This window comes from Kribbella sp. NPDC051936 (genome assembly GCF_040680955.1).
Lineage (GTDB): Bacteria > Actinomycetota > Actinomycetes > Propionibacteriales > Kribbellaceae > Kribbella.
This window is the reverse complement of record NZ_JBFAXS010000005.1, coordinates 663,644-675,814: the sequence shown is the minus strand read 5'-3', so window position 1 is coordinate 675,814 and position 12,171 is coordinate 663,644. Positions and strand designations below refer to the sequence as shown.

Annotated in this window: 11 protein-coding genes; 8 read left to right on the top strand and 3 right to left on the bottom strand. The window is 70.2% G+C overall.

Features of this window, described 5'->3' with window-relative positions:
• Entirely contained in the window at positions 1–798 is a 798-nt protein-coding gene (locus tag AB0L64_RS20935) for a lysophospholipid acyltransferase family protein (RefSeq protein WP_359937830.1), read from the top strand.
• Positions 799–837: 39 nt separating this feature from the next.
• Positions 838–1,716: a prephenate dehydratase gene (locus tag AB0L64_RS20930; protein WP_355689308.1), complete on the top strand. Its 879-nt coding sequence runs from the start codon at positions 838–840 to the stop codon at positions 1,714–1,716.
• A 244-nt stretch (positions 1,717–1,960) separates the two neighbouring features.
• On the opposite strand, the gene AB0L64_RS20925 is transcribed toward AB0L64_RS20930, so the two are convergent.
• On the bottom strand, positions 1,961–2,389 hold the full coding sequence (locus AB0L64_RS20925) for an NUDIX domain-containing protein (protein ID WP_363712322.1): 429 nt from the start codon (positions 2,387–2,389) through the stop codon (positions 1,961–1,963).
• Positions 2,390–2,622: 233 nt separating this feature from the next.
• Here AB0L64_RS20925 and AB0L64_RS20920 point away from each other — a divergent pair, with 233 nt between their 5' ends.
• Complete coding sequence (locus AB0L64_RS20920; RefSeq protein ID WP_363712319.1) at positions 2,623–3,546, top strand: GNAT family N-acetyltransferase; 924 nt, start codon at positions 2,623–2,625, stop codon at positions 3,544–3,546.
• Between the two features lies 1 nt (position 3,547).
• Here AB0L64_RS20920 and AB0L64_RS20915 read toward each other — a convergent pair whose 3' ends face one another.
• A complete protein-coding gene (locus AB0L64_RS20915) occupies positions 3,548–4,159 on the bottom strand; it encodes a DedA family protein (RefSeq protein ID WP_363712317.1) in 612 nt (203 codons plus the stop codon).
• Positions 4,160–4,424: 265 nt separating this feature from the next.
• On the opposite strand from AB0L64_RS20915, the gene AB0L64_RS20910 reads away from it, so the two are divergent.
• The 5 genes from AB0L64_RS20910 to AB0L64_RS20890 all read left to right on the top strand — a co-directional run bounded on the left by AB0L64_RS20910 (position 4,425) and on the right by AB0L64_RS20890 (position 10,222).
• Positions 4,425–6,680: a M43 family zinc metalloprotease gene (locus AB0L64_RS20910; protein WP_363712315.1), complete on the top strand. Its 2,256-nt coding sequence runs from the start codon at positions 4,425–4,427 to the stop codon at positions 6,678–6,680.
• Positions 6,681–6,790: 110 nt separating this feature from the next.
• Positions 6,791–6,964 carry a hypothetical protein gene (locus AB0L64_RS20905; protein ID WP_363712313.1) on the top strand — a complete coding sequence of 58 codons (174 nt, stop codon included), beginning with the start codon at positions 6,791–6,793 and terminating at the stop codon, positions 6,962–6,964.
• A 24-nt stretch (positions 6,965–6,988) separates the two neighbouring features.
• Positions 6,989–8,323 carry a M20/M25/M40 family metallo-hydrolase gene (locus tag AB0L64_RS20900; protein WP_363712311.1) on the top strand — a complete coding sequence of 445 codons (1,335 nt, stop codon included), beginning with the start codon at positions 6,989–6,991 and terminating at the stop codon, positions 8,321–8,323.
• 161 nt (positions 8,324–8,484) lie between these two features.
• Positions 8,485–9,798 carry an HAD-IA family hydrolase gene (locus tag AB0L64_RS20895; RefSeq protein ID WP_363712309.1) on the top strand — a complete coding sequence of 438 codons (1,314 nt, stop codon included), beginning with the start codon at positions 8,485–8,487 and terminating at the stop codon, positions 9,796–9,798.
• Between the two features lie 46 nt (positions 9,799–9,844).
• Entirely contained in the window at positions 9,845–10,222 is a 378-nt protein-coding gene (locus AB0L64_RS20890) for a hypothetical protein (RefSeq protein WP_363712307.1), read from the top strand.
• Here the strand turns inward: AB0L64_RS20890 and AB0L64_RS20885 are convergent, their stop codons facing one another.
• Positions 10,223–12,154 carry a TIGR03960 family B12-binding radical SAM protein gene (locus AB0L64_RS20885; RefSeq protein WP_363712305.1) on the bottom strand — a complete coding sequence of 644 codons (1,932 nt, stop codon included), beginning with the start codon at positions 12,152–12,154 and terminating at the stop codon, positions 10,223–10,225.
• Positions 12,155–12,171: the final 17 nt, after the last annotated feature.

Below are 12,171 nucleotides of genomic sequence, written 5' to 3'. Positions count from 1 at the left end.
ATGACGGAACCGGCACAGTCGCCGCGGCGGGAGCCGGACCCTGCGGTCGTGGATGCCGGTGACGGCGACGGCAAGGGCATCTACTGGGTGCTGAAGAACGTGATCGTCGGACCGCCGGTGAAGCGGATCTTCCGGCCGAACGTGGTCGGCGCCGAGAACGTCCCGGAGACCGGGCCCGCGATCATCGCCAGCAACCACCTCTCGTACTCCGACTGGATCTTCATGCCGCTGGTACTGCGCCGGCGCGTCACGTTCGTCGCGAAGTCCGACTACTTCACCGGCGCCGGGATCAAGGGCCGGTTCCAGCGCGGGTTCTTCAAGGGCACCGGCCAGGTGCCGATCGACCGGTCCGGCGGGTCGGCGTCCGAGGGCGCGATGCGGGCGGGGATGAAGGTGCTCGAGCGTGGCGAGCTGTTCGGGATCTACCCGGAGGGCACGCGCTCGCACGACGGCCGGCTGTACAAGGGCCGGACCGGGGTCGCGCGGCTGGCGCTGGAGGCCAAGGTGCCGGTGATCCCGTGCGGCGTGATCGGCACCGACGTGGTCGCCCCGCCCGGAAAGGTCGTAGCGTCGTTCGCCTCGCCGACGGTGAAGTTCGGCGAGCCGCTCGACTTCTCGCGGTACGAGGGCATGGAGGGCGACCGGCTGATCCTGCGCGCGGTCACCGACGAGATCATGTACAAGATCATGGAGCTGTCCGGCCAGGAGTACATCGACATGTACGCCACCAAGGCCAAGGCCCTCGAGGGCCGCGCGGTCACCGGGGCGCCGGAGAAGGTCCGCAAGACGGACACCTGATCCGGTTGGTGAGATCGGGTGGGTCTACCCTGGGAGATCGTGGACGGACCGATCGCTTACCAGGGTGAGCCAGGCGCCAACTCGGCGATGGCGTGCACCGACATGTTCCCGGACCGCGAGCAGCTGCCCTGTACGACGTTCGAGGACGCGCTCGAGGCGGTCAGCAGCGGCCGGGCCGGGCTGGCGATGATCCCGGTGGACAACTCGATCGCGGGCCGGGTCGCGGACATCCACCACCTGCTGCCGGAGTCCGGGCTGCACATCGTCGGCGAGTACTTCCTGCCGATCCACTTCCAGCTGCTCGGCGTCCCGGGCACGTCGCTCGACCGGATCCGGACCGTGCGCAGCCACGTGCACGCGCTCGGGCAGTGCCGCAAGATCATCCGCGAGCACGGCTGGTCGACGGTCGTCGCGGACGATACGGCGGGGGCGGCGCGCGAGGTGTCCGAGCTCGGCGACCCGACCGTCGCGTCGCTGTCACCGCGGGCCGCGGCCGGGCTGTACGGGCTCGAGACGCTGGCCTCGGACGTCGAGGACGAGCACCACAACACGACCCGCTTCCTGGTCCTGTCCCGCGAGCCCGACGTACCGCCGGTGGACTCCGGCCCGGTGATCACGTCGTTCGTGTACCGCGTGCGGAACGTGTCGGCGGCGCTCTACAAGGCGCTCGGCGGATTCGCGACCAACGGCGTGAACATGACCAAGCTGGAGTCGTACCAGCTCGGCGGCATGTTCTTCGCCACCCAGTTCTACGCCGACATCGAAGGCCACCCCGAGGACCCCAACGTCGCCCTCGCCCTCGAGGAACTCGCCTTCTTCTCCGTCGAGGTCCGCATCCTCGGCGTCTACCCCGCCAACGAGTTCCGCGCCCAAATAGCCGAACCCGCCGCCAACCGAGCCCTCCGCCCCCACCACTAGCCTTGCGCGTCGTGCTGGTCTCCACCGACCAGCCCGGCCGGCATCCCGGGCGGCCGTGGACCGACCCCGGGCGGGAGGTCCCGGCACATGTCGTCGAGCACTACCAGTCGCAGCAATTGGCATTGAACCACCTGGACGTGACCGCACCCCGGTCCCCCGAGCACATCGCAGACGACTTGCTTCAGCTGCCGCCCAGCTGTCGTCCCTCCGGGGAAGACAGCTCCCGGGGTCTGTGAACAAGCTATTACTTGTTCACAGACCCCGGCAGCTGTTCCCGGAGGACTGCGCGTACGGCGGCGCTCAGGCGCGTCCTGTCGTCGGTGTGGAGGTCGAACCACTCGTGGCCGGCGGTGTCCGGGGAGGTGACCGCTGCGGGTGGTGAGAGGAGGGTGAGGTCCAGGACCACGCCGTGGTGGTGGAAGTCGATCGGAGTGCCGGTGGACGACTGCCGGACGTGAATCGCGAAGGGCCGGAAGTCACCGATGGGGCTGACGGTCAGGCCGAGTTCTTCTTGCAGCTCGCGTTCGAGGGTTTGTGGCCAGGTTTCGCCGGGTTCGGGGCGGCCGCCGGGGAGGTCCAGGAGACCGGTGTACGGCCCTCGGGTCTTCTGAACCAAGAGGAGCCGGGCGGCGTCGCGGATCCGTGCGTACACCCCGAAGTGGTACTGCGGCATTCGGGGATGCTAGCTCGGGTGTGCGGCCCGACAGGAGGTGTCGGTCCGTCGGGTAGTGCACCTGAGCGTGAAGCTGGTCGCGCGTACGGTGTCTCGGCGGTGCACTACCTGTCCGCCGTGCACGCCGCAGGTGTAAATGGGGAGCAGGGCGTGGGGTGGGTGCGTAGGGTCGGCGGGTGGAGATCATCAGGGTTGACGGGTCGGATGCGGATGTGTTTCGGCGGTTTTATGCGGTGAAGTTCGGGGTGCGGCGGGAGGAGTTGGAGTTTCCGGCCGGGATGGGGGTGGAGGAGGCTCGGGTGGTGATGGCTCGGGAGCATGCCGAAGTGCGGGCGGACGGGCTGGGGCTGGTGGACGGGGACGCGTGGCTCGGGATCGCGTGGCTCGACTGGTGGCTGGTGGGGAACACCGACACCGTCGACGTGGAGCTGGCCGTCGCGCCGGAGTACCGGCGGCGCGGGGTCGCGACGAGGCTGCTCGACGCCGCGATCGACCGTGCGAAGGCCGAGGGCCGGAGCATCGTGTCGGGGACGAACATGGCCGGCGATCCGGTGACCGGTGAGAGCCCGGGTACGGCGTTCGCCGCGGCGCGCGGGTTCGTGAAGAAGCATGCTGAGCTGCATCAGGTGGCCGAGCTGCCGCTGGCGGGCCTCCCGGAGCATTCGGTGGACGGGTACGAGATCGTCCAGTGGCGGGAGCACGCGCCGGACGAGTGGATGCCGCAGTTCGTCGAGCTGCTCAGCGGGATGAGCGAGGACGTACCGACCGGCGACCGCACGACCGCGGCGCTGCGGTGGACGCCCGAGCTGGTCCGCGACACCGAAGAGCGGCGGCTCGCCCAGGGCCGGTTCACCTACACTACGGCCGCCGTCCACACCGCCTCGGGCGAGCTCGCGGCGTACACCCAGATGGGCGGTACGCCGGAAACGCCCGAGCGCCTCAACCAGTACGACACCTACGTACGCCGTACCCACCGCGGCAAGGGCCTCGGCATCGCGGTGAAGGCCCCGAACCTCCGCGCCCTGCAGGCCGGCGTCCCGCTCCCCGCCGTACTCCACACCTGGAACGCCCCCGAGAACGCGCCGATGATCGCCGTCAACACCAAGCTCGGCTTCCGCCCGGTGGCCCAGCGCACGATGTGGGAACGCGCGATCTGACCTACCGCACCCGTTCGGCCCGGTGCCGGCGGACCCGCCAGGCCACGATCGCGGCCACGACGACGCCCGCCACGACCAGAGCCGCGACGCGGCCGAACGTCTTCTCCACGCGGGAGTACGAGTTGCCGGCGAGATACCCGAGCAGGACTACGGCCGTGCCCCACACGATCCCGCCGGCCGCGTTGAACGCGAGGAACTTCAGGTACCGCATCCCGGACATCCCGGCCAGGGCGGGCATCGTCGCGCGCAGGAACGCCACGAACCGCCCGAGGAACACCGCCGCACCGCCCCGCTCCGCGAGCTGCTTCCGCGCTGCCTCGAGTCGTCCCGCCCGTCGCTGCAGCACGCGGTGCGTGAGCAGGTGCGGCCCGAAGTACCGCCCGACCTCGTAGCCGACGCTGTCGCCGAGGATCGCCGCCCCGACGACGACCACCAGGATCACCGGCAGTGACGTGTGCCCGAGCGCGGCCGTCACCCCGCCGAGCACCGCCGCGGTCTCCCCCGGCAGCACGAACCCGACGAACAACGCGTCCTCGGCGAAGACCAGCAAGCCGACCATCCCGTACACGGCGATGCCGTGCAGACCCAGCAACCAGTCGGTCAAACTCTTCACCCTGCCAGGGTCCCACCTCCCACCAGGCCGCTGCTGAAATTCTCCAACCGCGACAAGGGTTCCGGCGAAGTTGACTGCCGGGTGTACGAAGCCTTGTGCGCGGTCGGTGATCGGCGGATCGTGAATCGCAGAGCAGGGCGTTTGGGGGCCGACTGTTCGGTGGGGGAAGACGGCAGGGCCGTCTTCGATCGAGGGCGCGCTGGGGGTGATCGCTTCGGTTCGGCGTACGCCGGCCTGCTCGGGTGCCCCCGCGGAAGGGGGAAAGATGCCGAGGAAGGCCAACGGGCGAGCGGACAAGCACCGCGACGAGCACCGGATGCCGGGCGAGTCACCGGCGACCGAGCCGGACGTGCAGACCGCGAACGGACAGCCCGCGGCGGACGGCATGCCGACGGCCGGGATGAACAGCCCGGCCGCATCGAGCGGTACGGCGAACATGACCAGCAGCGGATCGCCCGCGGCCGGCATGGGCGGTGGCGGGTCGCCGGCCGCGAACATGAGCGGCGGCCAGGCCGGTGGTGCCGGTATGAGCGGCGCGACCGACGGCGGGCGGACCGAGTACCCGACCCGTCGCGAGTGCGGTGTGATGGACGTGCACCGGCGGCTGCTGTCGACCTCGCCCGGGTACGCCGCGGCGCGGTCGGCGCTCGAGACCGCGACGATGGCGTACGTCGCCGGCGAGGAGCGCTTCACCGGGATCGCGCGCATCCCGGTCGTCGTGCACGTCGTCTGGAACACCAACGCGCAGAACATCTCGCAGGCCCAGATCGACAGCCAGATCGACGTGCTGAACCGCGACTACCGCGCCACGAACCCGGACACCAGCATCGTGCCGGGTGTCTTCAGCGGTCTGATCACGGACTCGAGGATCGAGTTCTACCTGGCCACCGAGGACCCGAACGGGAACCCGACGACCGGCATCACCCGGACCCAGACCACCAGCACGAGCTTCGGCACCGACGACAAGGTGAAGTCGTCGGCGACCGGCGGCATCGACCCCTGGGACACGGCGCACTACCTGAACATCTGGGTGTGCCAGCTCGGCGGCGGCCTGCTCGGGTACGCGCAGTTCCCGGGCGGACCGGCGAACACCGACGGCGTCGTGATCCTGCACAGCGGGTTCGGCACGAACGGCACGGCGGCGGCGCCGTTCGACCTCGGGCGCACTGCCACCCACGAGGTCGGGCATTACCTGAACCTGTTCCACATCTGGGGTGACGACGGCAGCGGCTGCAGCGGCAGCGACGAATGCGCCGACACCCCGAACGCGGCCGGCCCGAACTTCGGCGTACCGACGTTCCCGCACGTGACGTGCAGCAACGGGCCGAACGGCGACCTGTTCTACGACTACATGGACTACACCGACGACCGCGGCATGGTCATGTTCACGGCCGACCAGGTGACCCGGATGCAGGCCTGCCTGGACACCGTCCGCAAGGACCTGCCGGACTTCGGCGGCGGCGGCGCCGGGACGCCGGAACCGGCCGGATCGGTGGTGGCCTGGGGCGCGAACCGGCTGGACGCGTTCGTGCTCGGCACCGACCTGGCGATGTATCACAAGTGGTGGGACGGATCGGCCTGGGGACCGTCCGTCGCGGGTTACGAGTACCAGGGTGGGATCTGCATGAGCGCTCCTGAAGTCGCGTCCTGGGGGCCGAACCGGCTGGACGCGTTCGTCCTCGGCACCGATCACGCGCTGTACCACAAGTGGTGGGACGGCTCGTCGTGGAACGGCTACGAGTACCTCGGCGGCGTCTGTACGAGCCCGCCGCGGCTGGCGACCTGGGGCCCGAACCGGCTCGACGCGTTCGTCCTCGGCACCGACCGGGCGCTGTACCACAAGTGGTGGGACGGCTCGTCCTGGAACGGCTACGAGTACCTCGGCGGGATCTGCATGAGCCCGCCCGAAGTCGTTGCCTGGGGCGAGAACCGGCTGGACGCGTTCGTGCTCGGCACCGACAACGCGGTCTACCACAAGTGGTGGGACGGCTCGTCCTGGAACGGGTACGAGTACCTCGGCGGGGTCTGCGCCTCGCCGCCGCGGGTGGTGGCCTGGGGCGAGAACCGGCTCGACCTGTTCGTGATCGGCACCGACTCCGCGCTGTACCACAAGTGGTGGGACGGCTCGTCCTGGTCGGGCTACGAGTACATGGGCGGCGTGTGTACGTCGGCGCCGACCGTCGTCTCGTGGGGCTCCGACCGGCTGGACGTGTTCGTCCTCGGCACCGACTCCGCGCTGTACCACAAGTGGTGGGACGGCTCCGCGTGGGGACCGTCCGTCACGGGGTACGAGTACATGGGCGGGATCTGCACCGACGAGCCGCGCGTGGTCTCGTGGGACGCGAACCGGCTGGACGTGTTCGTCACCGGCACCGACAAGCAGCTGTACCACAAGTGGTGGGACGGCTCGGCCTGGGGACCGTCGGTCACCGGGTACGAGGCGCTCGGCGGCGTGATCAGCGACTTCAAGGTCACGATCCCCGAGACACCCGCCGCGATCGGACAGGAAGTGAAGATCTGACCGCCTCACCGATCGGGCACTGGACGCATTCCGCCGAGGAGGACCACGACGGGATCAGCGTCTACCGCCGCGACGACTTCGCCTTCCCGCCGGCCCGCGGCCGGCGGGGGGTGGAGTTCCGCGCCGACGGCACCTTCGTGGAGTACCTGATCGGTCGCGGAGACGCCCCCGAACCCGGGCCGACAGGACGCTGGGCGGCCGACGGCCGCCTGACCGCCGGCTCCGGCACGCCCGCCCACTTCACCACCACAGCCGACCGCCTCGACATCACCTGGCAGCACTGAAGTCCCGGGGCGGGGAGGAGTGACATGACCGCTGGACCTGTGCGTTATCTCGTCGTACCGACCGCGGATGCCGCGGGAGGGGCGCGGGCGGCGCGGTTCGGGGACAAGACCCTGCTCTGGGTGCCCGCGGACCAGCGCCTCGGCCGCGCCTCGCGCACCGCGCCCGGCCTGCTGCTCGTCACACAGATGGGCCGGAGCTTCCAGAACGACTACCCGGACGTCGCCCCCGTGCTCGATCACGGTCGGCATCTGGTGATCTCGGCCGCCGACAAGCCGCGTCGACGGTCCAACAACTGCTGGCGGATCGAGCCCCTCCGCGCCGGCACCACGGTCGTCGACGTCCCTCCCGTCGTCCCCGCGCGCGCGGATCCGTTCGTCGCGGACCTGGTCGCCGACGTGTCCACGGCGTCGTACCAGAACGACCTGACCTGGCTCGCGAACCTGCCGACCAGGCACTCGCTGAGCGCCGGATTCACGCAGGCGATGGACTTCGCCGCCGACCGGATGGTTGCCCTCGGCTACCAGACGGGCCGGACGCCGATCACGGTCGGCGCCGGGCAGTCGGCGAACCTGGTCGGCGACCGGGCGGGCGCCGGCACCAACCGCGGACTCGTGATCGTCACCGCGCACCTGGACTCGATCAACCTCGCCGGCGGCTCGGCCGCGGCGGCGCCGGGCGCCGACGACAACGGGAGCGGTTCGGCCGGTGTGCTCGAACTCGGCCGGCTGCTGGCGGGCAGCACCTGGCAGCACGACCTCCGGCTGATCCTGTTCGGCGGCGAGGAGGAGGGCCTGTTCGGCAGCAAGCAGTACGTCGCGGCGCTGCCGCCGGCCGAGCGGACCCGGGTCCGCGCGGTCCTGAACATGGACATGATCGGCACCCGGAACACCGCGACACCGACCGTCCTGCTCGAAGGCGCGGCGGTGTCGTCCGCACAGATCGGCGCGCTGGCGACCGCCGCCGCGACGTACACCGGCCTGCACGTCGAGACCTCGCTGAACCCCTTCGCCAGCGACCACGTCCCGTTCATCACCGCGGGGATACCCGCCGTGCTGACGATCGAGGGCGGCGACAGCGCGAACGGCCACATCCACTCCGCGAACGACACCCTCGCCTTCGTCGACTGGGCGTTCGCCGCCGAGATCCTGCGGATGAACATCGCCGCGCTGGCCGGCTGGCTGGAGCTCGCGGCCGCTCGCCGGCGTCCGCAACCGGCGGGTTCGGTGGTCGCCTGGGGGCCCGGCCGGCTCGACGTCTTCGCGGTCGGCACGGATTCCGCGTTGACCCACAAGGCGTTCGACGGAAGCTGGCACGACTTCGAGTCCTTGGGAGGCGTTGTCCTAGGTCCTGTCTGGTGATCCAGCGCCGTAGCGAGGAGGTGCTCGGTGCGGTGCATCGGCGTGCGGGGGCGAAGGTCTCGATGCGGAGCATCGTGGCCTTTGCACCCGTGCGGCGAGGTGCCGTGCCGAGTGCCCCGCAGTAGGCGATGGATCACCAGACAGGGCCTAAGCTGACGGGCATGTGGAGCCCGAATGCGCGTGACGTCGGCGGACTTCCGACCCGGTACGGCGTACCGACGCGCTCGCGGGCGCTGGTGCGGACCGACGCGCTCGGCACCGTGCACGACGAACTCGTCGCTCTCGACGCGGGGCTCGTCCTCGATCTGCGGTCCGACTGGGAGCTGAAGCAACCACATCCGCTCGACGGCACACCGGCGTACCGGCGGATCCCCTGGATCGACCCGGACGCCGAGCGGCTGCGGGATCCGGAAGCCGAGCCGCGGCTGCTCGACGTCTACCGCAACAGCCTGACGCGGAACGCTGCCCACGTCGGCCGCATCTTCGCCGCGATCGCGGACGCGCCCGCGGACCGGCCGGTGGTGGTGCATTGCAAGGCGGGCAAGGACCGGACCGGTCTGACCGTCGCGGTGCTGCTCGAGCTGGCCGGCGTGCCGCGCGCCGAGATCGCCGCCGACTACGCGATCAGCGAGGTCCACCTCGGCACGCAGGACGGGCCCGAGTTCTCCCGGACCCGCCCGGAGACGATCATCGGATCGCTCGAGCATCTCGACGAGCTCGGCGGCGTGCGCGCGTACCTGTCCTGGCTGGGGTTGAGCGCGGCCCAGATCCATCGGCTGGCGACCCGGCTGGTGCCGGTCGACGTACCGGCGATCGTCTTCGACTTCGACGGCCTGCTGATGGACACCGAGACGACGATGGTCGAGAGCTGGCAGGCCGAGTGGGCCCACCACGGCCTGGAGCTCGACCTGACCGGCTTCTGGCCCGGCCACGGCGGCGACATCACCGAGGAGCGGTACGCCGTCCTCGCCGCGGCCGTCGGCGCCGGCTTCGACCGTACGGCGAGCCACGCCCGGCGCGTCGCGCACCGGAACCGGTTGCACGCCGAGCTCGACTTCCGGGCCGGGATCCGGGACTGGATCGCGACCGCGCGGGAGCTGGGCCTCCAGGTCGCGATCGCCAGCAGCTCACCGCGTACGTGGGTGCGGCCGCACCTGGAGCGGGTGGGCGCGGTCGACCTGTTCGACCACATCGTCACCGGCGACGAGGTGGCCGCGCACAAGCCCGACCCGGCGATCTACGAGCTGGCCCTGCGGCGGCTGGGCGTGCCGTGGGCGGTCGCGGTGGAGGACACGGCGCACGGCGTCGCGGCGGCGCAGTCGGCCGGGATGTACGCGGTCGCCATCCCCAATCCGTACGTGCAGGCCACCGCGGTGGCGGCCGCCGACCTCGTTCTGGGCAGCGCTGACGATCTTTTGCTCACGGAACTGCTGCTCCACGCCACGCCGAAGGACTCGACGGTTGTAACCGAGTGACCTAATCTGCTGACACTCTGTAGGTTTCCAACTGAAGGGTGCTCAGATGCGGAAACTCGTTGGTGCGGTCGCGGCCGCTGCTGCTGCCGTCGCCGGTCTGGCCGTGGCGACGCCGGCCCAGGCCTCGACCTCCGGCACGCAGGCGTGCGATCTGGTGACAGCCAAGTCGGTCGGGTACTCGGCGTTGATGCTGTACGTCGCCGTCGGTCTCGAGGGGTGCTCGAACAGCGTGACCGAGGTCCGGGTCGAGCTGCAGAAGGGCTCGAGCGCGTCCGGCCCGTTCACCACCGTCGCGGAGACGTACGCGTACTCCGGCGGCGGCGCCTGGTTCGACGAAGGCACCGGCTGCGGGTACTACGTCGGCGTCGCGCACTGGCAGGACCAGACCGAGACGACGCCGACCCCGGCGTACTACTGCAACTAGCTAAACGACGGAGAGCGGGAGGAGCTTCTTCCCGGTCGGGCCGATCTGGATCTCCGTGCCCATCTGCGGACACACGCCACAGTCGAAGCACGGGGTCCAGCGGCAGTCCTCGACCTCGATCGCGCCGTCCTCCTCGAGCGAGTCCTGCCAGTCCTCCCAGAGCCAGTCGCGGTCCAGCCCGGAGTCCAGGTGGTCCCAGGGCAGCACTTCGGCGTACTCACGCTCGCGCGTCGTGTACCAGGCGAGGTCGACCGGCTCGTCGGCGAGGGCCTTCTCGGTGCACTCGACCCAGCGGTCGTACGAGAAGTGCTCGCTCCAGCCGTCGAACCGGCCGCCGTCACGCCAGACCGCCTCGATCACCCGGCCGACGCGGCGGTCACCGCGCGACAGCAGGCCCTCGATGATGCCGGGCTTGCCGTCGTGGTACCGGAAACCGATCGCCTTCGCGTACTGCTTCTCCGAGCGGATCGCGGCGCCGAGCTTCGCCAGCCGCGCGTCGGTCTCCTCGGGGCCGAGCTGCGCCGCCCACTGGAACGGCGTGTGCGGCTTCGGCACGAACCCGCCGATCGACACCGTGCAGCGGATGTCGCGCCGGCCGGAGGCCTCCCGCCCGGTGGCGATCACCTTCTTCGCCAGGTCGGCGATCGCCAGCACGTCCTCGTCGGTCTCGGTCGGCAGCCCGCACATGAAGTACAGCTTCACCTGCCGCCAGCCGTGGCTGTACGCCGCCGCGACGGTGCGGATCAGGTCCTCCTCGGTGACCATCTTGTTGATCACCTTGCGCATCCGGTCCGACCCGCCCTCGGGCGCGAACGTCAGGCCGCTGCGCCGGCCGTTGCGGGAGAACTCGTTGGCCAGCGTGATGTTGAACGCGTCGACCCTTGTCGACGGCAACGACAGCGAGACGTTGCTGCCCTCGTACCGGTCGCCGAGGCCCTTCGCGACGTCGGCGATCTCGCTGTGGTCGGCGCTCGACAGGCTGAGCAGGCCGACCTCCTCGAACCCGGACTGCTTCAGCCCGTTCTCGACCATGTCGCCGATCGTGGTGATGCTCCGCTCGCGCACCGGCCGGGTGATCATGCCCGCCTGGCAGAACCGGCAGCCGCGGGTGCAGCCGCGGAAGATCTCCACCGAGTACCGCTCGTGCACGGTCTCGGCGAGCGGGACCAATGGCTTCTTCGGGTACGGCCACGCGTCCAGGTCCATGACCGTGTGCTTCGCGGTCCGGAACGGTACGCCCGGCCGGTTCGGCGTCACGCGCTGGATCCGGCCGTCGGCGAGGTAGTCGACGGTGAAGAACTTCGGGATGTACACGCCGCCGGACTTCGCCAGCCGGAGCAGGACCTCGTCGCGACCGCCCGGGCGGCCCTCGTCCTTCCACTCCCGGATCACCTCGGAGATCGCGAGCACGATCTCCTCGCCGTCACCGAGCACCGCGGCGTCGAGGAAGTCCGCGATCGGCTCCGGGTTGAACGCGGCGTGTCCGCCGGCCAGCACGATCGGGTCCTCGTCGGTCCGGTCGGCGGCGTGCAGGGGGATTCCGGCCAGGTCGAGCGCGGTCAGCATGTTCGTGTAGCCGAGCTCGGTCGAGAACGACAGCCCGAACACGTCGAACGCCCGCACCGGCCGGTGGCTGTCCAACGTGAACTGCGGGATCGCGTTGTCCCGCATCACCTTCTCCATGTCCGGCCAGACGGAGTACGTCCGCTCGGCCAGGATGTGGTCCCGCTCGTTCAGCACCTCGTACAGGATCTGCACGCCCTGGTTCGGCAGCGCGACCTCGTAGGCGTCCGGGTACATCAGCGCCCACCGGACACTGACCGCGTCCCACTCCTTGCTGACCGAGTTCAGTTCACCACCGACGTACTGGATCGGCTTCTGCACACTCGGCAGCAACGCCTCCAGGCGCGGGAACAGGGATTCCACAGTCATAGACAACTTCCAGTCAG

What these genes read in the sequence shown, in the direction of transcription:
- AB0L64_RS20935 (WP_359937830.1), top strand. Translation starts at nt 1, where the DNA reads ATGACGGAACCGGCACAGTCGCCGCGGCGGGAGCCGGACCCTGCGGTC.
- AB0L64_RS20925 (WP_363712322.1), bottom strand. Translation starts at nt 2,389, where the DNA reads ATGCCGCAGTACCACTTCGGGGTGTACGCACGGATCCGCGACGCCGCC.
- AB0L64_RS20910 (WP_363712315.1), top strand. Translation starts at nt 4,425, where the DNA reads ATGCCGAGGAAGGCCAACGGGCGAGCGGACAAGCACCGCGACGAGCAC.
- AB0L64_RS20900 (WP_363712311.1), top strand. Translation starts at nt 6,989, where the DNA reads ATGACCGCTGGACCTGTGCGTTATCTCGTCGTACCGACCGCGGATGCC.
- AB0L64_RS20895 (WP_363712309.1), top strand. Translation starts at nt 8,485, where the DNA reads ATGTGGAGCCCGAATGCGCGTGACGTCGGCGGACTTCCGACCCGGTAC.
- AB0L64_RS20890 (WP_363712307.1), top strand. Translation starts at nt 9,845, where the DNA reads ATGCGGAAACTCGTTGGTGCGGTCGCGGCCGCTGCTGCTGCCGTCGCC.
- AB0L64_RS20885 (WP_363712305.1), bottom strand. Translation starts at nt 12,154, where the DNA reads ATGACTGTGGAATCCCTGTTCCCGCGCCTGGAGGCGTTGCTGCCGAGT.